The organism is Sulfuriroseicoccus oceanibius (genome assembly GCF_010681825.2).
GTDB lineage: Bacteria > Verrucomicrobiota > Verrucomicrobiia > Verrucomicrobiales > SLCJ01 > Sulfuriroseicoccus > Sulfuriroseicoccus oceanibius.
In genome coordinates this window covers 339,334-361,207 of the sequence record NZ_CP066776.1, presented here as the reverse complement: position 1 = coordinate 361,207, position 21,874 = coordinate 339,334, and the positions used below count along the sequence as shown (strand labels likewise).

The window sequence follows — 21,874 nt, the reverse complement described above, 5'->3', positions numbered from 1 at the left end:
CAGGTGGGGCTCGGTGTGGCTCAACGGCCGAAGAGCCATGAGCTGAGCAGGGTGAGCAGCGCGGCGAAGACGAGGTTGAGCACGACCCCGGCGCGCATCATTTGCTTCTGCTGAATCAGTCCGGAGGAGAAGACGATGGCATTTGGTGGGGTCGCTACCGGAAGCATGAACGCACAGGATGAGGCGACCGCCAGCGGTAGAACCAGACGCGCGGGTTCCACGCCCATATCAATGGCCACCGAGGCGAAGATCGGAGCCAAAAGCGCGGTGGTAGCGGTGTTGCTGGAGAGCTCGGTGAGGAAGATGACGAACAACACGAGCACTCCGACAAAGGCAATTAATGGCCAGCCCGCGGTCACATCGCGGACACTGTTGGCGAGGTAGAGGCTGGCCTGGGTGGTGGAGAGGATTTTGCTCAATGTGAGGCCGCCCCCGAAGAGCAACAGCACTCCCCAGTCGGTGGTTTTTTCAATATCGCGCCAGCCGACGAGACGCGTGGCGGCCATGGCACCAATGGCGGCCACAGCGATGAGGGAGTCGAAATGCTTGGTGACGCCGAAGAAGTCAGCGAGCTGTCGGCTGAACAACCAACAAGTTAAGACCGCGACAAACAGTACCAGCATGCCCCACGCCTGGCCGGTCATTTTCAGGTTCTCGTGGACGATTTTGATGGCGCCGACTTTTCCCGGATGGAGCACCACCAGAAGCATCAGAAAGAGGGCGGGGAGCAGCAACGCGACGCATGGCAGGCCGATCGCCAGCCAATCGGTGAATGAGAGCCCGAGCTTGGCGGCGGCGATGGCGTTCGGCGGGGTGCCAATTACCGTGCCCAGTCCGCCGATGCTGGCTGAATACGCAAGTCCCAGCAGCAGGAACGGCGTGGTCCGCGTGGCTGCTTCCTGGCCGTCGGCGGCGATGAGCGTGGCGCGGATGCCGAGGGCAACGGGGACCAACATCGCGGTGGCGGCGGTATTGGAGATCCACATGGAAAGCACCGCGGCAATCCCGAAGAGGATCGCGGCGGTGCGGTAAAAGTGCCCTTTGCCAAGCCTCAGGGCTCCTTGAGCGAGCCAGCGGTCGAGCGAGTGGCGGGCTAGACCTGCGGCCAGTGCGAATCCTCCGAGGAAGAGGAAAATGAGCGGGTGGGCGAAGTTGGCAAAGCCGCTGGCGACATCCATCACGCCTGTGAGTGCCGCCAGTACGGGGACCATCACAGCGGTTGCTGCCAGAGGGAGCGCCTCGCTCAACCAGAGAACTGCGATTGCCGCCAAAATCGCCAGGCCGGTGCGTATCATCTCCGGGTTCTCAAAATCTGCCGGAACGGATAACACATGTTCGCTGCGTAGAACGAGAAACGAAATGACGGCTAGTGCGATGAACCAGCCACTGCGCCAACGGCTGCCGCCGGCTGCAACTTGCTTGTGACTTCCGCTCTCGGTGTCCTTGACCATAGCAAGGTCCATCCACTCAAATCTGGCGCCATGAGACAAGCACGATCGGCAATTGTGCCTGATCCTCAGTGGGATAGAGGGTTTGCGGTGGTGTGGCTCCGCGTGTTGATTCCCCTAGAGCGGGCGCAGTCGTCCGAGTCCGCCATCGACGTGAAGGACTTGGCCTGTGATGAATTTGGATTCCTCTGAGAGCAAGAGTTTGGCGAGTGCCGCGACATCCTCCGGATTGCCGATGGCGGCAAGCGGGTGGCGCTCGGCGGATGCCTTGCGCTTTGCCTCTGAGTTCACGAGGTTTTCAGCCAATGGCGTGTCGGTCAGGGACGGGGCGATGGCATTGACGCGGATCTTGGGAGCCAGTTCCGCCGCTAGTGAGCGGGTAAGCCCTTCGACAGCGCCTTTCGCCATGGCGATCGACGCATGGAACGGAAGCCCGGTCTGAACCGCGACCGTCGAGAAAAGTACGACCGAGGCTGCCGGCGACTTCTTCAGTGCGGGCAGGCATTGCTGGACGGCCGATGCCGCACCGAGTGCGTTGAGTTTGAACTCGTCGAGCATGTCGTCCTGGGTCAGGCGGTGGAAGGGCTTGAGCGTAATCGAACCCGGAGCGTAAACGAGTCCGTCCAGTTGGTCGGGCACGTCCAGCGAATCGCCACTGGTGGCGTCGTAGCTCTGGTGGTTGTCGCCGGAGCCTGAGCGGTTGGCGGTGAGAACGTGGTGGCCGGCAGCGGACAACTGATCGCACAGGGCTTCGGTGATGCCGTGGGACCCGCCGACGATGAGAATGGTTTTGCTCATGGGGTGGAGAGGTTGTGGTCTACCATGGTGGTACGATCACGCGGCACGGGTTGGCGCATAGTTCGGCAGCGTGGCCTTGATGGTGGAGCCGAGGCTGCCGATCAGGTTGTAGAGGCCGAAGTAGGTGCGGTTGAGGTAGAGTGCGTGTGCATTTCCTCGGGACGTGCTCAATTTGTTGAGCTCTTGGTCGAGGCGTGTGCGCTCGCCGAAGGCCGCAAGCTCGTCAAAGTAGCTTTGGTCTCCAAAGTTGAAGGCATCGCTCATGAACGGCCGCGAGAGTAGCTCGACGGATTCGCGGAACACGGCGGTCAGCTTGTCTTTGTCTTCCGGTTTGTCGGTGTCGAGCAGCAGGCCGATCTTGTGAAGCGCATCGCGGAAGAGCGCGTCGTCACCTAACACCTCTGGGTTCATCAGCGAGAAGTAGTCGCTGTAGAAGGTGTCGTCGAGTGCCTTGGTGCAACCGAAGTCGAGCACCCAGAGCTCACCGTTGTGGACTTTGAAGTTACCAGGGTGTGGGTCGGCGTGGAACAAACGCAGCTCGTGGATCTGATGGTGGTAGAAATCCCACATGGCCTGGGCGATGCGCTGCTTTTCCTCCTGCGGAGCGGCGGACTTGGCGTAGACGTCGAGTTGTTCGCCCTCCACCCATTCCATGGTAAGGATGCGTCGGCTGCTGAGGTCTGGGAAATAGGCGGGGAACCGGGTATGCGCGAGATGGGCCGAGCGGTCGGCAAGATCCTGCGAGCGCTCGAGTTCGAGTTCGTAGTTGGTTTCCTCCAGCAGGCGTTCCTGCACTTCGCGGATGTAGGGATCCAGCGCTTTGGAGTCGAGCTGGAAGAGCCGCATCGCGATCGGTTTCACGATGGCGAGGTCCGACTTCAAGCTGTCTGCCACGCCTGGGTATTGCACTTTCACTGCGTAGCTCTTGCCGTCGAGTTCGGCTTTGTGAACCTGGCCAATGGATGCTCCGGACATCGCCTTGTTGGAGAAGGTGTCGAAGAGTTCATTGGGCCGCTTCCCGAGCTCCTTGCCGAATGTGTTTACCACCAACGGATAGGTCAGCGGTGGAGCGCTGTAGTGGGCTTGGGAGAACTGATCGGCGTACGCTGCGGGGATGAGGTTACGGTCGAGGCTGAGCATTTGCGCCAGCTTGAGCGGGCCGCCCTTGAGTTCGCTGAACGTCTCGTAGGTTTGGCGGGCGGTGGTCTCGTGGAAGGCGGATTTGTCAGAGTCGCCGGTGAGGGACTCTTTTGCCCTGTGCTTGAGGTAATTGACGCCGACCTGCAGTCCGGTGCGTGCGAGCTTCCCCGCACGGCTCACCTTGTTCTTGGGAATCTTGGTTTGTTCTTTCATGGCCGGTTAAGAACGAGGGACAGTGAAGCGGCGGAGCAAAAAGCGCCCGAGGTCGAAGGCGGAGTCGAGCGTGCCGGCGCGTGCGACGTCGGCGCCGAAGCGGACGCTCTTCTCGATCAGGGCATCGGTATCCTGGAACTCGTGGGACTGGTCCTTGCGATGGAACTCGATGATGCCTCGGAACTGCTCGAACAAGAGCTGAGGGTATTTCTCGGTGAGTTTCTTGCGGTCGGCCACGCTGCCTTCCTCGACGCCCTGCTCGATCACGGACTTTGCCCAATCGAGGAACTTACGCCGCATGAGGGCGATGGTTTTGTTCGCTCCCGGCCGCGGGAAGAAGCTGACGAGGCGCGAGCGGTTCTTTTGGGCGTGGGCGAAGAACGTGTAGAAGAACGCGAGCAGTTTTTGTTCGCTGTCGTAGCTGGCGTAGTCCTCGTCGGACTCGAGCACGTCGATGGTTTCTGTGACCAGTTGTTCCCAATAGGCAGCCTCCAACGCGTCGAAGCTGGCTGCGTGGTTGTAGAACTCTGCCTCATCAATACCGATTTGCTGGGTGAAGGCATAGACGCTGGCGGGGCGTTTGCCTTCAGTCAGCAGCAGGTGCCAGTACTGATGGTCGATCTCTGACTTCGGATCCTTGGCTGCCTTTTTTGCTTTCGTGGTCTTGCTCATGACGTCGTGGGGGTGTCGGTGAAACCTATGGTGGCGCAATGCACCATTATGGAGAGGCGGGACGACGGAGGGATATTCCATTACGTCTGGGTGAGCGGGCGACGACACGGATCTGCCTGTCTGCGGCTCAGGGCAGGGACACAAAAAAAGCGACTTCCGAATGAGCTCGGAAGTCGCTTGTTAAGTATTAAGTAAACTAGGACAGGCATCTTCTGGGATCTGAGGAGCGGTTTCGGGCGTTATCGGTTACATTACGACGGCTCGAAACCTCACCGTCCGACCGGACGAGGACACGTTCTACCATTGCATCAGCCGCTGCGTGCGGCGGGCGTATCTGTGCGGCGTGGATGCCACGTCTGGGCAGGATTTCAGCCACCGGCGGCAGTGGGTGGTCGATCGGTTGGAAGCGGCGGCTGACTCCTTTGCCATCGCTGTCTACGGCTATGCGGTGATGGAAAACCACTTCCACGTCGTGCTGCAAACCAAGGTCAGTCGGGCGAGGGAGTGGACGGACCGCGAGGTGGTCGACCGCTGGTTGCGGCTTTACCCGCACACCCGCAACGACGCCGGAGATGCGGTCGGGCCGAGTGACGAGGAGTTGGCCGGGATTTTGTCTAACAAGGAAAAGGTGGCGCTGTGGCGTTCTCGGTTGTCGGATCTGGGGTGGGTGATGAAGTACGTGAAGGAGCCGATTGCCCGCGCGTCTAACAAGGAAGATGGCGTGACCGGTGTGTTCTGGCAGGGGCGTTTCAAGTCACAGCGGCTCGACGACGAGGGGGCGGTGGCGGCTTGTTTGGTGTATGTGGATTTGAACCCGGTCCGGGCGCGGGTGGCGGCGACTCCGGAGCAAAGTGCGTTCACCAGTGTGGCGGTGCGGGCTCAGGCCGAGGTGGCCCGCGAGGTGGTGGCGGCCGCGGGCAGGGCGGAGCAGCCGACCGAGGAGCAGCGGGCGGAGTTGAACTGTGCGCGCCAGGCGATTGCCGGGGCGGAGTGGCTGGCGCCGATCGGTTCGGTGGCGCTGGATCACGAACACGGGACGTGGGGCGTGAGCCTTGAGGAGTATCTCGCGCTGGTGGATGTGACCGGGCGTCGGATCCGCAGCGACAAACGGGGAGCGATCGACCCGGGAATTGCGCCAATCCTTGAGCGGCTGGAGCTGGATGCGGCGAACTGGGTGGCGAGCGTCGAGCGCTTTGGCGGGGCGTGGCATTTGGTTGCCGCGAATTTGAGTCTGCTGGCCAAAGCGGCTGTGCGAGTGGGGCGCAAATGGTTCTGCGGCCGGCGCCCTGCGGTGCTGATGTACTTCAGCGACGGTTAGAAATGATGCGTGTCCCGGTTTTACGGTTTTACTTGCCGGCTCAGTTTGGAAGTGTTGTATTCTCGAGGAGGATTTTCCCGAATAAGAGTCGCCAGTATAATGCGAGGGATTTCCAGAATATCTCGACCCATCTAGGAACTTTGCATAGTTGTTCAAAGTATATGGCGATTGTTAATAATCATCTAGAGTCGATTGGTTCGGAGTGTCGTGTCAGTTGCGATGAAAACGGGAAAGAAGATAATGTAGTGTATGCTGGCTGTGAAATTGAATCAGTATTTGAATAGCAAGCTGGCGCTGGCAGGGGCTCTTTTGGGAGTGGTTGTTTGTGTCGGCTCGAGTTGTGGCGACGCTGGGCATCAAGAGGCGATGGCTCAAGAACGGGAGCGCTACAAGGCAATTGGGGCTACCCGGGGGAGTGCTAATATTGTTCGAACGAAATACGTGGAATCAAATGATGTTCTGGTGACCGGTGAGTATCTTGCTATTCAGTGCGAAGGGGGAGTACGTTTCGTAAGGTTGGGTAATAAGGAGGAACTGATCGAAGACGGTTGGGGAAGGGCGCTTAAGGTGTCGGTCAATGAGACGGGTGTGAATGTGTTGTCAAGGGGGGAGGACGGGATAGAGGGGACCGAGGACGATCAGGAGTTTCGTTTACCTGCAACTTTAAGGAGAGAGAATTGACTGCAGGTGTCAAGTGAGTCCGATTCGCCGGTTGGCGGCGTGTCGGATGGTATGAAAGCGGCGAAAAAGCTCGGAAGTATGTGTTACGCGCCACTTTGATATCGAGCGGTATTTCCTAATTGATGTCGTTCGATTCACGTGAAATTTCCATGCTCTGATCGTGTTTTGGTTCCATTCTGATCGTAGGGATGGATGGCGGTTATGATGGGAGCGGCCATTTGAGTGGTGGCTTGGGTGCGTTTTGGGTGGATTTTTTGAGGGATGCCCAAGGGCTCCAGACAGTAGGTGCGCGGCTGCGCGGTGCTGTGTGCTTTGGATTATGATGCAGATAGGAGCACACCCTCTGACCGCAGTCGGATGGTGTGCTCCCCGGTTTGTGTAGCGACCTTTTTGTCTGTCGCCCTTGGTTCTGGCTATCCCTTGGAGCGGTTGCTTCCCAGCAGAGCCGTCCTCTGTTTCACCAAAATTTATGATGTAGTTGATTCTCTTCTGTTAGCTGTGTGCTGTGGTCGCTGGGATTACGATGGGTTCGGCAGGTTCGAGTTGCTGGCTGTGCCTCCAGTGCGGTTGCAGCAGCACGGCGTTAGCGATAAAACCGGGACAGGCATTTTCTGGGATCTGATGGGCGGTTTCGGGCGTTATCGTTTACATGACGACGGCTCGAAACCTCACCGTCCGACCGGAGGAGGACACGTTCTACCATTAACTGCGCTCCACTTCGTGCATGCTTAGTGTGGTTTCCTCCTCCGGAAACCAGAGGTAAGGTGCCGCTTGCGCGGCGAGGCATTGCATCAGCCGCTGCGTGCGGCGGGCGTATCTGTGTTGAGGATAGAACCAAGACAGGCATGAATGGCACTAACTTGAGGTGCGTCGTCGTGTTCTCCTGCGGCCATCGGGAGCCTGCTGCGCCTTGGTGGAATCGTACGCTCGGCCGATGTTTGGGGGCGCTGGTCTACCTGGGGTGGCGCTCGCTTAGGCTCGCTGACCCCAGGCTGTTATGAGGCTCGCTTTCAGCGGGGGCTTGATGGCGCTGGGGCTAAAGTCAGTGGCATTTGTGCGGGTCCTGAATCACTCCGTGCGCAGTGGGGGGGAGGATGGTTTTAGGTTGTTATGTTTTAGGGGGAAGTGGTCGCGGCGCTCCTTTGGTTTGGTTGCCGGGTGCAATCCGGTGGTCCAGTGGGTCGCCGCGCTCCGTGTGGTGGATGTCGACAGCCCAGCGGTGGGCGGCCGATGGGAGGCCTGTGGGCCGTGGTGGGATGCTTGGAGTGCAGTGAGAATCACTGCTTTTGATTGCAGGTGGAGCCGGGCGCAGTGATCGCGGCTCTTCGGGGGCTGGTCTTTCAGCGTAGTCCTGCGACTGAGGGATTGCCGGGTGCAATCCGGTGGTCCAGTGGGTCGCTGTGCTCCGTGTGTTGGATGTCGACAGGGAAAATATCTACTCAGGCCTCACCGAACGTTGCAGAGCGTGGACGGAAACAACTGACATATGACTGACATGGGGCGGTCTGGTTGTTTCTGGGAACAAAATAACCCCCTGGATACCAGGGGGTTAGAAAATTGGAGGCGAGAGCGGGAATCGAACCCGCGATGCAGCTTTTGCAGAGCCGTGCCTTACCACTTGGCTATCTCGCCGTTGACCGGGTGTTGCCGGTCAGGGAAGAAAGACATAACCGCGAAATGCGGGATGTCAACGGTTCATCACCAGATAAATGGAACGGGAATGATTTTGACTCCGCCGGCGGCTGGGTCGTCCTCGGTTTCGGAGATCGCGGTGGCCACGCCATCGGTGAATTCGACACGGACTTTGCCGGTTTCCACTTTCTCTGTGCTGACGGCCCGTTTGTAGGTCTGGCCGGTGCGTGGATCGCGCAGGTATTCGAAGTGGGTGATGGTGTCGTAGGTGATGTATTCCCAGGCGGATTGCTGGCCCTTGGTGGTGAGTTTGCTTTCCCTGCGGGTCGGCGTGCCGAGGACGCGGCTGACCTCCTCGGGTGTCATTCCGATGGCGATCTGGCGCTTGGCGATGAGTTCTTCGACCAGTTGGTGGCGTTTGATCACGGCATTAAGTTTGGTCTCCAGGTCTTTGTCCTTGGATCCGACAAGCTTTTTCGAGACCCAGCCGGCGAGGCGGCCGTTGCGGGCTTGCCCGCGCACTTTGTAGGCGAACTCGGAAACCGCGATCAGTTCGACGACACGGTTGCGGGGGAATACGCCAAGTTGGCGTTGGGCCTTGGTATCGCCGTAGGCCTGGGCAGGTTCGAGGATGATCAACTCAATCCGGTTCTTGGGCTTGGGCGTGAGGTCCTCGAGGTAGAGGGCGCCGGGTTCGCGCATTAGCTTCGAGCGTTCGATGTCTGAGCGGCGATCGTTTGCGCTGGAGGAGAAGGTGAGAGCCAGCGAGAGCGCGATGAGGAAAAACGAGGCGAACTTCATAGATGAGCGGTGGGTGGTTGCTGTGAGTGAGCCTATCAAATCGAGCGGCGGCGGCGAGGAGATGCTTGGAGTTGGCGTGCGATCGCCCGGTTGGTCAGTGGGATGGTGAAGGCTGGGAGCTCGACAAGCCGGCGTGCCGGGATCTTCTTGTGATGACGCGGACGTGGCTTCCCGTTGCGGATTAATCCGTGGATGTACGGGATTGGTGGTGAAATTGCGCGGAAATTTGCCATGTTGGATACGACACGCAGACCCTACTGATTATTCATTATGTCCCAGCCATCGACCCAAGGCCCGAAGTCCGCTGATTTGTTCACTCAAGCCAAGACCCTGATCCCAGGCGGAGTGAACTCGCCTGTGCGTGCATTCCGCAGCGTGGGAGGGAACCCGTTTTTTGTTGATCGCGCCAAGGGCTCGCGCGTTTGGGATGTGGATGGACGCGAATTGCTCGATTATGTCGGCACTTGGGGGCCTGCCATTCTTGGTCACGCTCCGGATGTTGTCGTCGATGCCGTGCGCACGGCTGCTGCCAATGGTGTGTCGTTCGGGATTCCCAACCCATACGAGGTCGAAATTGCCGAGCTGATCCGCGATTGGGTGCCGTCGGTGGAAAAAGTGCGCATGGTGAATTCGGGCACCGAAGCTACGATGTCGGCTATTCGCTTGGCCCGAGGCTACACCGGACGTTCGAAGGTGGTGAAGTTCGACGGCTGCTACCACGGGCATGTTGATTCGTTGTTGGTGGCGGCCGGATCGGGTGCGCTGACCCAGGGGACTCCGGATTCTGCTGGCGTGCCTGCGGGCTTTGCCGCCGAGACGATCGTCGTCCCATTCAACGATCGCGAAGCATTGGAGCGCGTCTTTGCCGAGCAGGGAGAGGATATTGCAGCGCTGATCCTCGAGCCGATTCCTGCCAATGCGGGGTTGATCCTGCCTGACGAGGGCTTCCACGCGTTCCTGCGTGAGCTGACTACCAAGAACGGCACGGTGTTGATTTTCGATGAGGTGATGACCGGCTTCCGCGTCGCCAAGGGTGGTGTGCAAGAGTTGGTCGGTATCACTCCGGACCTGACGGCGATGGGCAAGGTGATCGGTGGAGGGCTGCCGGTTGGTGCCTTCGGCGGGCGCGCTGAGATCATGGATTGTCTCGCGCCTCTCGGGCCTGTCTACCAAGCGGGAACACTGAGTGGAAACCCATTGGCAATGGCCGCGGGGCTCGCCCAGTTGCGCGAAATGGAGCGTATCGATGGCTACGCTCACTTGGAGAAGCTCGGAGCGCGTTTGGAAGCCGGGCTTCGCGGGATCCTTGCAGACATCGGTCGCCCGCTGACGCTGCACCGTGTCGGATCCATGTTCTGTTTGTTCTTCAACGAGAAGCCGGTGCGTAACCTGCAGGACTCCATGGCGTCGGATGGGGCTGTGTTCAATACCTTCTTCCATTCGACTCTGGCGGACGGGGTGTACTTCGCTCCGTCGGCGTACGAGACCGGGTTCATTTCCTGCGCCCACAGCGAGGCGGACATCGATCACACGTTGGAAGTCGTGGAGGCGGGCCTGCGCAAGGCGCTACTCTCGTAGTCCCAGCGGCGGAAACGCAAATGAGCCTCCTCGGAGGATTCCGGGAGGCTGGTGCGGTAACCTGGCGGAACCAGGCGGTATCCGCACACGTTACATGTGCGGCCTGCAGGTTTTCAGGCGGAGCCGTGCTTTCGTCGTCGAGTTCGCCGACATCAAGTCGATGTGGCCGCCCATGCTTTGAGCCAAGGCTGCAGCAACCGGCAAGCCCAACCCGAAATGGTCGGGCGCTTGCGAGGATTTGGTCGAGTGAAAGGGAAGGAAGACGTCTCTGATGACGTCCTCGGGGATGTCCGCTCCCGAGTTGGTTACGATGGCGTGAACTTCATCGAGGCGGCGCCCACGCGAGTCCTTCGCTTGGACGACGTCGAAGGCGACTGCTTTGTCGGACATTCCCTGGGATGCTTCGCAGGCGTTGCGGAGCAATTCGGCGAGGCATTCCCAGATTCTGGACGGGTCCGCGTTGATTGCCGGAAGTCCGGGGGCGATTGAGATGGCGATTGCGGTGCCGTAGCTGTCGCCTAGTTGCCGGATGCCGCGTTCCAGCGTGGGGAAAAAGGTATTGGGGTGGACTTCCTGGCGCACTGCTCTGGGGCAATTGACCAAGGTGAGCAGGCGACCCATGAGGCGGGAGGTTTCCTCGCCGGCCTGCTTCATGCGCTCGATGTTCGTGGCGAGCTCGGGATCCACGTTGTCGTCCATCAATGCGAGACTGCCGTAGCCTTGGATCAATGAAGAATAGTTGTCGACGCGTTGGGTCAGTCCTTTGAGCAACGACTCATAGTAGGCGTGTACCTCGCCGGTCCCCAGGGCCGGAGAGGGGGCAGGGATATAGGTTTCAGTCGACGTGTCGGTCAGGGTGGTCATGATGCGGTGGGGCGGGTGCTGGCCGTGGACGCTGGGGGGCGCTGAACCTTGCCGAATTTTCGATCGCGGTGCGTTTTTGCAACTTGTTCATCATGAGGGATTGGTGGGGGATTGTATTTCTTCATTCGCGTGGCGCGTGGAAAACGCTGCATTTTTTTCTGGAAATCCTTAAATCTACGACTACTTTCCAACTCCCTGAATCGGATTCGACCGGCCGCTCTGGTTGTGTTGATGTCGATGGTGACTGTAGCTCAGTGGTAGAGCCCCGGATTGTGATTCCGGTTGTCGCGGGTTCGAGCCCCGTCAGTCACCCCATTTTTCTACCGGTGAGTGGATCTTCGCCCCCCAGGATGTTCAGAGTTTTCTCTGGATAGGATGATCCTGGTCGGGTTAATGCAGTCAACGATTGCCACACAATGAAGACGCTCGAACAACAACTTGGCTACAAGTTCCGCAACTCTCTCTTGTTAGGAGAGGCTCTAACGCATCCCAGTCTTGCGTATGAGTCGATCAAGCCGCATTTCGACAACCAGCGTCTGGAGTTTTTGGGGGACGCCGTTCTTCAGTTGGTGCTGACAGAGGAGTTGTATCGTCGGTTTCCGCAGTTTCGCGAGGGGCGTTTGACCAAGTTGCGAGCGCGTCTGGTATCGCGTTCCGGATTGCGTGTTTTTGCCGATCGTATTTCCCTCGGTGACTTTGTGTTGTTGGGCAAAGGTGAGGAAGCGAATGGTGGCCGTCAGCGCTCGTCGACTTTGGCGGATGCTTACGAAGCTCTGATTGGAGCGGTCTATCTCGACAGCTCGCTGGATGCGGTGCGCGAGGTGATTGTCAGCATTTGCCGCCCCGAGTTGGATGCGATTTCCGATGAGGAAGACCAATTGATGGAAACCAACCCGAAAGGGGAGCTGCAGGAGGTGCTGCAAAGCATTGGTAACGCGGGGCCTTCCTATGTGACGGTAGCGGAGTCGGGCCCGGATCATGACAAGACCTTCGAAGCCGAAGTGCGTTGGAATGACATGACGCTGGGAAGTGGCAAGGGGCCGAGCAAGAAGATTGCCGAGACCGATGCCGCGAGATCCGCGCTCGAACTGCGCGTGTGGGAGTCGGAACAGGCATCTGAAGCTGCCAGCTAGACTCGGCTCATAGGGTAATTGATTCCGGGGGACTTCGACGAACCCAGCACTCTCAAAAGCAAAAAAAAGGCGCCGTGATGCACGGCGCCTTCTTTGTTTGGAGTGAGAATCAAACCTCGTCGTCACCGCCATAGAGCTTGCGGTATTCGATCGCCTCGACGGCGACGGCTGCTGCGGTTCCGAGGATTTGTTCCTCAGAGGCCGAGCGGGAAACCTGTGCGGCCGGGCGGGTGAGGCCTTGGATGATTTGGCCGTAGGGTTTGAGCCCTGCAAAGTGTGTCAGCAGTTTGTAGGCGATGTGCGAGGCGTCGAGTGACGGGAAGATGAGCACATCGGCAGCGCCACCGAGGACGGAGTTCGGGACTTTATTGGCGGCCACGGCTGGGACCAATGCGACATCGGCCTGGATTTCCCCTTCGATGGAAAGGTCGACCAATTCGCGTCGTGCGAGCTCGCGGGCCAATGCGGTGGCAGCCTCCATTTTGCGGGTGCTGGTGGAGACTGCGGAGCCTTTGTTTGAGTAGCTGAGCATGGCGACGCGCGGGCTGCGTCCTTCCAGGTGGCGGCAAAGGCGTGCGGTCTCGACGGACATGGCGGCGAGATGTTCCGCGGTTGGCTCCGGGTTGATCCCGCAGTCGGAGAGGAAGAGAATGCGGTCTTTTGGCAGGGACTCGCGGTCGTCGACCATGACGATGGTGGAGTAGACGGCTGGCACGGTGGCGAGCGGTTTGATCATCTGCAAAAGCGGACGGAAAACCGAAATGGGAGCCACCTGGTTACCTGCGACCAGGGCGTCTGCCTGACCGTATTGCACCATCATGGCGCCGAAGTAAGCCGGGCGTGACATGAAGCCGGACGCGTCTTTTTCCGAGGCGTAAATTTTGCGGTAGCGCTCCATGCGGCGGAAGCGGTCGCAGAAAAGCCCGAAGTCCGAGGACTCGGCGGGTTCGATCAAACGGACCATCGACAGACTGACGCCGTGTTCATCGGCGATGCGCTTCATCTCGGAGATCCGTCCGAGCAAAATGGGTGCGATGACCTCGCGACGGACACATTCGGCAGCTACGCGGATGACACGGATGTCCTCGCCCTCGGTGAAAACGACACGTTTCGGGTGCCGGCTCAGTTTGTCGAACAACTGCGAGGTGAATCGGTTGGGCTTTGGAAAAGCGAAGTCTGTCATGGTCGTGAGTCGGTCATGGCTTGGCCCCAATTTGCGGGGGGATTGCAGGGGTGCCACTCGGTTTGCCGGAGTCACTATCAAAGTGAGGCAGAAAGACTCAATCAGATTCGCACGGGATTGCCACGCTGAAAATTGGATTCATCGCACGTAATTGTTGGATTCGCGTCGGAGGTGGGGTGATGACGCCGGGCGGAGGTGAGGCGATCCGCGGTTGCGTGAGGGCGCGGTGTTGGGCAAGTTCGATCCATGATGCAGCTCACCGACTACCACACGCACAACACCCTGTGCCATCACGCCGAAGGTACGCCAACCGATTACGCATTGGCGGCGGTGGAGAGAGGGCTGGCGGAATACGGAGCTTCCGACCACAACCCGTCGCCGACGATCCACGATGACTGGCGTATGGAGATGGACAAACTCGACCTTTATATCGAGTCGGTTCGGGCGGCTGCGGATGCTGTGGCGAAGGTGGCTCCGGCTGAGTTCAAGGTGAAGCTCGGGATGGAATGTGACTTCCTCGTGGGTGAGGAACCGTGGCTCGACCAGCTCGCCGCGTATGCCGACTGGGATTATCTGATAGGCTCCGTGCATTACATCGACCGCGAATGGGCGATCGACGACCCGCGTCTGGCGTCCCGGATTTCCGCCAATGGGACGGAGGAGACGTGGCAGCGGTACTGGGATTGCTATGTGGCAATGATCCGCAGCAAGCGCTTCGACATCCTGGGGCATCCGGATTTGGTGAAAAAGTTCGGCGATGTGCCGGGCGGTGATCTCGATCGGTTCTTCGTTCCGGTGATCGAGGCGATGGTCGAGGCCGATGTCTGTTTTGAGATCAATACGGCGGGTTGGCACAAAGAGTGCGCCGAGCAGTACCCGCACCAGCGGTTTCTCGAGCTCGCGGGTGAGGCCGGGTTGCCGATTGTGATTTCATCAGACGCCCATGCGCCGTCCGAGATCGGTCGCGACTTTGAGCGTGCACTTGAGTTGGCGAAACGTTCGGGGATCCGGCATTTGGCGCGGTTCACCAAACGTGAACGTAGCTTGATTGAAATTGCTTAACCCATCCCGAGCGATGTCTGTTCCCTCTTTGCTCATTCCGCACAGCGACCGTAAGCTCACGTTTGAGCGGCCGTTGGTGATGGGGATATTGAATGTCACCGACGATTCGTTCTGCAACGACGGGACGCTCGACCCCGAGGAGGCTGTGCGTCGGGCCCGGCGGATGGTGGCTGATGGAGCGGGGATTATCGATGTCGGTGCGGAGTCTGCCCGGACCAACCGCGAGCCCATCACGGTGGAGGAGGAGATCGTGCGGCTGCGCGGGTTCCTCGTGCGGTGGCAAGAGGTTGCCGCTGCCATGGGTGTCGACGAGCGTCCGCTGGTGGCGATCAACACCTGGCGTCCAGACGTGGTTGAGGCGATCAACGATCTCGACTGGGATTTGCTCAACGATATCGGTGGGCTGGAAGACGATGCCAATGCGCGGCTTTGCGCAGCCGGCGGGCGGGCGTTGCTCATCATGCACACCACTGCGGCGCCGAAAGTGGCCCAAACCCATCGAGCGTACGACGATGTGATGGCAGCGCTGGATGCGTTCTTTGCCGCGCGCATTGAGTCGGCGGTCGCGGCAGGAGTGCCGCGCGGTGCTCTCGTGCTCGACCCTGGGATCGATTTCGCCAAGCAGCGAGAGGACAACCTGACACTGCTCAAGCGCTTCGGCGAACTCACGGCAAAGTTCGCCTATCCGTGGCTGCTGCCGGTGTCACGCAAGTCGGTCATCGGTCGTGTGCTCGACCTGCCGGACGCTACGACCCGCGACGCTGGAACGATCGCGCTAATCGAAGCGGGGATCGCCGGTGGTGCCGCGATTTTCCGAATGCACAACGTGCCCGCCGGGTGCCAGGCCGTCGCCACCCTCTGCGCGGTGCGGGATTTCCGGTGATGCTTACGCAATCAGGGATTCGGCTCGTGGAATGTCTTTGGTCAGTTCTTCGACCTTTCCACGGAGAGCGCGGAAATCACATTCGACTTGGAGCCCGTGCCAAAACTCGGGGGATTGTCCGAAGAAGGCGCCGAATCGGATCGACATCTGCGGTGTGATAGACCGTTTGCCATGGACGATTTCGTTGATCGCACGGGGGGGCAACACCGATGGCCCGCGCCATGGCGTTATAGGGTGGTGTCAACGTGGCTGTATGAGTCGTGCGAGTGCGTGATGGCGTCGCGAAGTGACGTGTTATTGGTTAGCCGGAGGTTTTAACCTCCGGTTCTGCGAGCAAGAGGGCTTCGTCCCAGAGGGACGGTTTACTTTGATGCCCCGCAGATCCTGCGTGCGTTGGGGGGACGGAATGAGGTAGTTTGCGTGGATGATGATGAGAATCTTGGGGGCATTGGGGCTGGCAGGAGTATCGCTGTCGGTGGCGAGTCCGCTGGTGGTGGCGCATCGAGGTGCGAGCGCGGAGGCGCCGGAGAATACGTTGCCCGCATTCGAGCTGGCGTGGCAGCAGGGGGCGGGGGCGGTTGAAGGGGATTTCCGAATGACCAGTGACGGCGTGGTGGTGTGCATTCACGATGCGGACACTCAGCGGGTGACAGGGCGCAAGCTGGTGGTGAAGGATTCCACTTGGGAGCAGTTGCAGCAGCTGGAAATCGTGGGGCCGGTGGCTCCGGATGATCGCCCGGTGGGGATTCCCTCGGCACGTCAGGTTTTTGCCACCGTGCCTGTGGGCAAGCGCGTGGTGGTCGAGATCAAATGCGGGCCGGAGATTGTGCCGGCGTTGATGGGCGATTTGGAAGCCGCCGGGCTGGCGGACGACCAGGTCGTGGTGATTGCGTTTGATGCCGAGGTGGTGGCGGCGGTGAAGCGTGCAGCGCCCGTAATCACAGCGCACTGGTTGTTAAGATTCGAGCGGAACTGGCTCGGGAGATCCAAGCCGTCGGTGAAGTCCGTGCTGGCCACGTTGAAGGAAATTGGAGCGGACGGCTGCAGCGCGAAATCCGCGGGACTCAAGGAGTCGATTGTGCGCGAGGTGCGGCAGGCTGGTTATCAGTTCCACGTCTGGACCGAGGACGATCCCGCGCGCGCCCAGCAACTGGCGGAGTGGGGCGTGCAATCGATCACGACCAATGTGCCGGCGACGATGGTCGGAGCGTTGGCGGATGGTGAGGCAGCACGCCTGGATCATTAGTGAAGATTTTGGTTCAGCCGCCGGGGCTGGTTGTGTTGCATTGAAGCGTTATGCGTCCGCATCACGAAAGGCTGGCACTTGCCTATGAAGTTTTGGAGGGACTCTCGGTGGGAGATGCCGTGGGGGAGGCGTTGAGTTATCGCTACTACGACAGCCGGCGGCTGAGTGGGTTTCAAGACATCGCGGCTGGAACCGTGAGGTTCACTGATGACACGGAGATGGCGATCGCGTTGTGTGAGTCGTTGTCGTTGCTCAAGAGTGTGGATGAAAGCGCGCTGGCGTGGGCTTTTGCTTCCCGGTTCAAGAGGGATCCGGACCGCGGCTATGGCAAGATGGCGCGGCGGATTTTGGAGGAGATCGGTGTGGGTTCACCGTGGGAGAAGGTGTCTAAACATGCGTTTGGTAGCGGTTCGTACGGGAATGGGGCTGCGATGCGTGTGGCTCCATTGGGGGCGTATTTTGCGGACGATTTGGCCGATGTGGTGCGGCAGTCGACGCGGTCGGCCCGGGTGACGCATTATCATCCGGAAGGAATCGCGGGGGCGGTCGCCGTGGCGGTGGCAACCGCAGCAGGTATTCGGGCGAGGGGAATGACTTCCACTCAGGCAGCGGAATTGATGTGGGACTCGGTGCTGGAGCACACTCCGGAGAGCCGTGTGCGAAGGATGCTGGAGGTGGCGCGGGATTTGGATGAGGTTCCTCCGGAGGTCGCTGCCCGTGAGTTGGGCAATGGAGCGGAGGTCTCCGCGCAGGATACGGTGCCGTTTTGCGTTTGGAATGCGACGCGCTGCCTGGCTGACTACGAGGAAGCGATTTTGAGCGCGATCGAGGTGGGCGGGGATTGTGACACCAACTGCGCGATCATTGGTGGAATGGTGACGGCTTACGCGGGGCGGGAGAGGATTCCCGGGCGTTGGCTCGAGGTAAGGGAAGAGCTACCGAGGAAGACGTGAGCCGATCCGTGATTGCATTGGGGGGATCTGCTGGCATCGTGCGGGTTTTCTTATGACCCGATCGATTCTTCTCTCTGCGACTACGTGTTTGTTTGGCGGCATAGTGAGCGTGGCTCCTGCATTGGCCGAGGTGCCGGTGACGCAGGTGAAGAAACCCGCGCCGCTAGAGATCACCGCCGCCGGCTCGCTCAGCGCGAGTAGCGGCAACAGTGATAGCTTTACCAGCGGGTTACAGGGAATGGCGACTTGGTTGGGTGACAGTCACGAGCTGGTGCTCGGGGCTGATTATCTCTACGGAGAAAATAGCGAAGAGACCACCACCGACACGATTCGCGCGTTTGGTAACTTCCGCTGGACGGTTAGTGACCGGATGTATGTTGGTGCGCGGGCCGGGTACCTGCACGATCCCTTGGCGGATCTGGAGTACCGGACCCAGGTGCTTCCGAAGGTCGGTTACGATGTGATCAAAAACGACCGCGTGACGTTGTCGCTGGAAGGCGGTCTTGGTTACCTTTGGGAAGACAAGGGCGGTGTGTCCGACCATTACGTGGCGGGACTGTTGGGTCAGCGCTTCAAATACCAGCTGACCGATCGTACGCAGTTTTGGCAGTCGGCGGGGTTTGTGCCGGAGTTCGGTGACTTTTCCAACTACCAGCTTGAGGCGGAGGCTGGGCTGACGACGCGGTTGAGTGATTTCTGGGCGTTGCGTTTTTCCGGACGGGGAGCGTATGACAACACACCTGCGGCGGGGGCGGAAACGACGGATCTGGTGCTGATGACGGCAGTAGAGTATGCGATTGGAGGGTTCCAACAAAAGCCGTCACCTAAGAAGCGTCGCACTTTATTCAAGGCGGCTGGCGGATCGTCTGCGCCGAAAATGGGTTGGGATAGTTCGGCGGGAGCCGGGGTGACGGTGAGCGATGGCAATGCGGAGACCGTGACGCTCACTGGTGGCTACGACGTGGCGTTCCGCTCGGCGAGCAACGAGTGGTTCTTTGATATCGATGCCAGCTACAGCAAAGATGAAGTCAGTACGACGTTGCAGAAGACTGCTGCCGAAATCAATTACAAGTGGTTGTTCGGGCCTCGGTGGTATGCCGGTGCCAATTTCGGGTTCCTGCACGATGACCTGGCTGGTGTGGCCTATCGCATGACTCCGTCCGCGCTGGCTGGTGCGTATTTGCTGAAGAACGATGCCATGACCTTCAGTCTGGATGGCGGCCCCGGTTATACATTTGAGTCGGTGGACGACGACCCGGAAGGGTATGTTTCGGTCTTTGTTGGTCAGCGGTTCACGTGGGAGTTGATCGAGGGGGTGACCTTGAAGCAGTCGCTCTCCGCGGTGGGTAATCCGTCGGATGTCAGCGATTATCATCTCGATGGTTCCGCGCGATTGGATGTGCGGTTGATCGGGAATCTGATGCTGCGCTCCGGAGTGACGTGGACGTACATCAACGAGCCTACGCGCGATCGGAAGAAGAGCGATGTGCTCGTTACCGGTGGGTTTGCGTATCGGTTCTGATCGATGCCGGGTGGCGCTCGCATCGGAGCCTCGTCGAGGGGTAAACCGTCCCTTCGGGACGAGCTGGATTGGGTGACGGAACCGGAGGTTGAAACCTCCGGCTAGCCGGTAAGTCGTCGCTTCGCGACGGCGGGTTGCGGAAGGTCGGAAGGTCGGAAGGTCGGAAGGTCGGAAGGTCGGAAGGTCGGAAGGTCGGAAGGTCGGAAGGTCGGAAGGTCGGAAGGTCGGAAGGTCGGAAGGTGCGGCCTGTGCGGCCTGTGCGGCCTGTGCGGCCTGTGCGGCCTGTGCGGCCTGTGCGGCCTGTGCGGCGGGTGCGGCGGGTGCGGCGGGTGCGGCACCAAGGAGTGGGCGTTAGCCAAGCTTGGTGCTGGCGAGGTGTCTGAGGGGATCCGGGATCGGCACTAACTTAAGCCTCGCTCGGGTCAAATCCTCCCTGCAAAGGAGACGCAAACCAGCCCCGGGTGACGGGAGACTCAGGCGACCACACCCTGGGATATCCCGCGCAGACGCAGTACGGGCCAAGCCCGCGACACCGCCGAAGCGCATCGCCGCCCCGCCGGCCGCTCCCGGCACGGCGAGATGCCCTAAGTTAGTACCGTTCGAGGATTGTCGGCTGTAGGTTTTGGGTCCGCACAGAGAATGGGCAGCGCTGTTGCGCCGAGCTTGGCGGCAGCTGGTCTGAGTGTGGGCTCAGGATCCGCTGCCGTGTTGGGCGTCGTAGTTCTCGAGCCATTGTTTGCGGGCATCGAGGTTGGCCTCGATATTGCGGATTTGGGCGCGGCGTTGTTTGAGCTCGTCGTACTTGCGGAATAACTCGTCCATATCCCGGTCGATGTCTTCGGCGACTTCGTGGATCAAGAGCTCGAGGTCGTGCGCTTCGTTGCGGCTGATCTTTTTCGGTTCGCGTGCGGGCGCGGTGGTACCTCCGTCCTCCATGGCTGCCTTTTCGCCTCCGGATGGCTCCCAGGCCCCTAGCATGGTGGCGAGTTGAGACTGGCGGTCCTCTAGGGTCTTTTTACTAACTGCGAGGTCCTTGCCGTAGATCTCGCGTTCCTGATCGTTCGAGCTTTCACGTTGGCTGAGGTCCTCCAGCAGCGTGATGCGTTTTTCCAATTGGGTGATGCTGCTCTTCAGAGCGTCGATCATGCCGCGGCGTTGGCTGTCGGTCTGTTTGGTTTCCCTGCGGTTTTGGGCGAAGTCCGGATTCTTGTCGCGGACGGGAACCGCCCAGCCGTGGTGGCCCCAGCCGCCGTAGTAGGTCGCGCCCTCCTTGTATTTGTCGTAGTCTTTGTGGTCGGTGAAGCTTTTGGAAAGGATGATCAGCTGGTCGATGCGTTTGTTTGCCAGTTCGTTGAGAGCTTTGAGGTCGGCTTGGGCATCTTCCCCGGTGATGCCTGAGTTGGGTTGTTTTGCCTCTTCGAGCAACTGATCGCGCTTACGTTTGTAATCGGCGATAACTTTGCCCAGGCCTTCCATGACATTGCTCTTGGTTCGGGCGACACGTGTTTTCGATTGGTTGGAGTCGCGATAGCTGGCGAGGGTGTCGACGATTTTATCAATGCGAGTCTCGATCTTCTGATGGAGTCTTTCCATATCGTCGGCGAGCTCCTTCATTTGCTCCTGACGGTCGGCCAGGCGGGCTTCAATCAATGGGATTGAGGCTCTGCGTTCGGCGAGTTCGTCTGATTCGATGGGAGCGATATTGGCGGGCGGGTTGGTGGGTTCCTCGGCGAGGGATGGCGTGGCGCAGAGTAGGCTGGCGCTGATGCCCAGGGTGGCGAGTTGGTATTGGGTCGGGGGTTTCATGGCGTTAGGAATCTGGAGCTCAGCCATAGGTTGGATGTGCTGTTATGAGCGGTACGATTCCAAGCTTGATTGATGACGACGAAACGCATTCTCTGGTGATGTTTTTTTACTGCCTCGGTGGGCGTTCACTTTTTGCTGTTATGTTTTCTCTAATCTCTCCTCGTCATTTGGTGTGCATCGCTGGATGTGCGGCATTGGTATCTGTTGGTGCGAGTTGTTCTTCGCTGCGTGGTGGGGCGGTGATCCAGCCCGAGGCTGATCAGGCCCTGCGTGCGATGTCGACGACTGTGGGCGGGGCACCGACGATGGTTTTCGAAGCCACCCGTTCGTCAGATCCCGAGCTGCAGCAGGCGGCGGGATTCGATCAGTCGGCGAAGGTGACGGTTTACGTGCAGCGGCCCGATCACGTACGCGTGCAGTCTGTAAGTCAGGAGGGAGGGCGTGATCTTTATTTCAATGGGAAGACAGTGACCACGGTTGACCACGGAGCCAAGACGTTCCGGGTCGAGCGGGCGCCGGCTACGATCAATCAGTTTGTGGATGATTACACCAAGGGTTGGGCTGCATACCCGCCGCTGGCCGACCTCGTTGTGAGTGCTCCGTACAGTCGGATTGCCAAGTCCAAGGGGCGGATCAGCTTGCTCAAGGATGAGACCGTCAATGGGGTGGAGTGCCGGCATGTGTTCTGTGAGGGCGACGCGGTGGATTGGGACGTGTGGATTGGAAAAGGGGATTATCTGCCGCGTCGGTTTGATGTGGCGTATGGCAACCTGAAGGGCGCTCCGATGACTGAAGGCGATCTGGGGAACTGGCAGCTCGCCGTGGCGATCGATGATGCGGTTTTCACTCCGGTGATCCCTGCCGGCTATCAACCTGCCGGACGCTGACCCCGTGGGTTCGAGCCTCTCCGTAGTCTATCGAGTTCACTTCATCCCGTTTGA

Annotated in this window: 20 protein-coding genes and 2 tRNA genes; 11 read left to right on the top strand and 11 right to left on the bottom strand. The window is 59.6% G+C overall.

Annotated elements, in window-relative coordinates; all coding sequences use genetic code 11:
• Positions 1-20: 20 nt before the first annotated feature.
• The 4 genes from G3M56_RS01460 to G3M56_RS01445 all read right to left on the bottom strand — a co-directional run bounded on the left by G3M56_RS01460 (position 21) and on the right by G3M56_RS01445 (position 4,271).
• Positions 21-1,463: an SLC13 family permease gene (locus tag G3M56_RS01460; RefSeq protein WP_235203523.1), complete on the bottom strand. Its 1,443-nt coding sequence runs from the start codon at positions 1,461-1,463 to the stop codon at positions 21-23.
• 102 nt (positions 1,464-1,565) lie between these two features.
• Positions 1,566-2,246, bottom strand: coding sequence for an SDR family NAD(P)-dependent oxidoreductase (locus tag G3M56_RS01455; RefSeq protein ID WP_164363945.1), 681 nt, complete (start codon positions 2,244-2,246; stop codon positions 1,566-1,568).
• A 36-nt stretch (positions 2,247-2,282) separates the two neighbouring features.
• Positions 2,283-3,599 (bottom strand): ABC1 kinase family protein, encoded by a 1,317-nt coding sequence (locus tag G3M56_RS01450; protein ID WP_164363947.1) that lies wholly within the window; start codon positions 3,597-3,599, stop codon positions 2,283-2,285.
• Between the two features lie 6 nt (positions 3,600-3,605).
• The gene (locus G3M56_RS01445) at positions 3,606-4,271 is read right to left on the bottom strand and encodes a TetR/AcrR family transcriptional regulator (protein WP_164363950.1); all 666 of its coding nucleotides are present in this window, start codon (positions 4,269-4,271) and stop codon (positions 3,606-3,608) included.
• Positions 4,272-4,614: 343 nt separating this feature from the next.
• Between G3M56_RS01445 and G3M56_RS01440 the strand changes: the two genes are divergently transcribed.
• Both G3M56_RS01440 and G3M56_RS01435 read left to right on the top strand, forming a co-directional pair.
• On the top strand, positions 4,615-5,589 hold the full coding sequence (locus tag G3M56_RS01440; protein WP_164363952.1) for a transposase: 975 nt from the start codon (positions 4,615-4,617) through the stop codon (positions 5,587-5,589).
• 258 nt (positions 5,590-5,847) lie between these two features.
• Positions 5,848-6,270 (top strand): hypothetical protein, encoded by a 423-nt coding sequence (locus G3M56_RS01435; protein ID WP_164363954.1) that lies wholly within the window; start codon positions 5,848-5,850, stop codon positions 6,268-6,270.
• Positions 6,271-7,828: 1,558 nt separating this feature from the next.
• On the opposite strand, the gene G3M56_RS01430 is transcribed toward G3M56_RS01435, so the two are convergent.
• The 3 genes from G3M56_RS01430 to G3M56_RS01420 form a co-directional block, all read right to left on the bottom strand.
• Positions 7,829-7,902 (bottom strand) — tRNA-Cys (locus tag G3M56_RS01430).
• A 66-nt stretch (positions 7,903-7,968) separates the two neighbouring features.
• Positions 7,969-8,703: a hypothetical protein gene (locus tag G3M56_RS01425; RefSeq protein ID WP_164363956.1), complete on the bottom strand. Its 735-nt coding sequence runs from the start codon at positions 8,701-8,703 to the stop codon at positions 7,969-7,971.
• Positions 8,704-8,738: 35 nt separating this feature from the next.
• Positions 8,739-8,936: a hypothetical protein gene (locus G3M56_RS01420; protein WP_164363958.1), complete on the bottom strand. Its 198-nt coding sequence runs from the start codon at positions 8,934-8,936 to the stop codon at positions 8,739-8,741.
• 37 nt (positions 8,937-8,973) lie between these two features.
• Here G3M56_RS01420 and hemL point away from each other — a divergent pair, with 37 nt between their 5' ends.
• Positions 8,974-10,281: a glutamate-1-semialdehyde 2,1-aminomutase gene (gene hemL / locus G3M56_RS01415; protein WP_164363960.1), complete on the top strand. Its 1,308-nt coding sequence runs from the start codon at positions 8,974-8,976 to the stop codon at positions 10,279-10,281.
• Between the two features lie 90 nt (positions 10,282-10,371).
• Here hemL and G3M56_RS01410 read toward each other — a convergent pair whose 3' ends face one another.
• On the bottom strand, positions 10,372-11,145 hold the full coding sequence (locus G3M56_RS01410; RefSeq protein WP_164363962.1) for a sensor histidine kinase: 774 nt from the start codon (positions 11,143-11,145) through the stop codon (positions 10,372-10,374).
• 240 nt (positions 11,146-11,385) lie between these two features.
• Between G3M56_RS01410 and G3M56_RS01405 the strand changes: the two genes are divergently transcribed.
• Together G3M56_RS01405 and rnc are read left to right on the top strand one after the other, a co-directional pair.
• Positions 11,386-11,460: transfer RNA gene (locus G3M56_RS01405), tRNA-His, on the top strand.
• Positions 11,461-11,561: 101 nt separating this feature from the next.
• Entirely contained in the window at positions 11,562-12,278 is a 717-nt protein-coding gene (gene rnc / locus G3M56_RS01400; RefSeq protein ID WP_164363964.1) for a ribonuclease III, read from the top strand.
• 109 nt (positions 12,279-12,387) lie between these two features.
• Here rnc and G3M56_RS01395 read toward each other — a convergent pair whose 3' ends face one another.
• A complete protein-coding gene (locus G3M56_RS01395) occupies positions 12,388-13,461 on the bottom strand; it encodes a phosphate acyltransferase (RefSeq protein WP_164363966.1) in 1,074 nt (357 codons plus the stop codon).
• A 246-nt stretch (positions 13,462-13,707) separates the two neighbouring features.
• Between G3M56_RS01395 and G3M56_RS01390 the strand changes: the two genes are divergently transcribed.
• Complete coding sequence (locus G3M56_RS01390; RefSeq protein ID WP_235203522.1) at positions 13,708-14,523, top strand: histidinol-phosphatase; 816 nt, start codon at positions 13,708-13,710, stop codon at positions 14,521-14,523.
• Between the two features lie 13 nt (positions 14,524-14,536).
• A complete protein-coding gene (folP, locus tag G3M56_RS01385; protein WP_235203521.1) occupies positions 14,537-15,406 on the top strand; it encodes a dihydropteroate synthase in 870 nt (289 codons plus the stop codon).
• A 3-nt stretch (positions 15,407-15,409) separates the two neighbouring features.
• Here the strand turns inward: folP and G3M56_RS01380 are convergent, their stop codons facing one another.
• Positions 15,410-15,553: a helix-turn-helix domain-containing protein gene (locus G3M56_RS01380; protein ID WP_235203520.1), complete on the bottom strand. Its 144-nt coding sequence runs from the start codon at positions 15,551-15,553 to the stop codon at positions 15,410-15,412.
• Positions 15,554-15,830: 277 nt separating this feature from the next.
• On the opposite strand from G3M56_RS01380, the gene G3M56_RS01375 reads away from it, so the two are divergent.
• From G3M56_RS01375 to G3M56_RS01365, 3 genes are read left to right on the top strand one after another with little or no spacing between them, the layout of a single operon-like run.
• The gene (locus G3M56_RS01375) at positions 15,831-16,652 is read left to right on the top strand and encodes a glycerophosphodiester phosphodiesterase (RefSeq protein ID WP_164363968.1); all 822 of its coding nucleotides are present in this window, start codon (positions 15,831-15,833) and stop codon (positions 16,650-16,652) included.
• Positions 16,653-16,702: 50 nt separating this feature from the next.
• The gene (locus G3M56_RS01370) at positions 16,703-17,605 is read left to right on the top strand and encodes an ADP-ribosylglycohydrolase family protein (RefSeq protein ID WP_164363971.1); all 903 of its coding nucleotides are present in this window, start codon (positions 16,703-16,705) and stop codon (positions 17,603-17,605) included.
• A gap of 52 nt (positions 17,606-17,657) precedes the next feature.
• Positions 17,658-19,127 (top strand): DUF481 domain-containing protein, encoded by a 1,470-nt coding sequence (locus tag G3M56_RS01365; protein ID WP_164363973.1) that lies wholly within the window; start codon positions 17,658-17,660, stop codon positions 19,125-19,127.
• Between the two features lie 690 nt (positions 19,128-19,817).
• On the opposite strand, the gene G3M56_RS01360 is transcribed toward G3M56_RS01365, so the two are convergent.
• A complete protein-coding gene (locus tag G3M56_RS01360; RefSeq protein WP_164363975.1) occupies positions 19,818-20,933 on the bottom strand; it encodes a hypothetical protein in 1,116 nt (371 codons plus the stop codon).
• Positions 20,934-21,073: 140 nt separating this feature from the next.
• Here G3M56_RS01360 and G3M56_RS01355 point away from each other — a divergent pair, with 140 nt between their 5' ends.
• Positions 21,074-21,820, top strand: a complete 747-nt coding sequence (locus G3M56_RS01355; RefSeq protein ID WP_164363977.1) for a DUF2092 domain-containing protein — start codon at positions 21,074-21,076, stop codon at positions 21,818-21,820.
• Positions 21,821-21,874 lie beyond the last annotated feature (54 nt).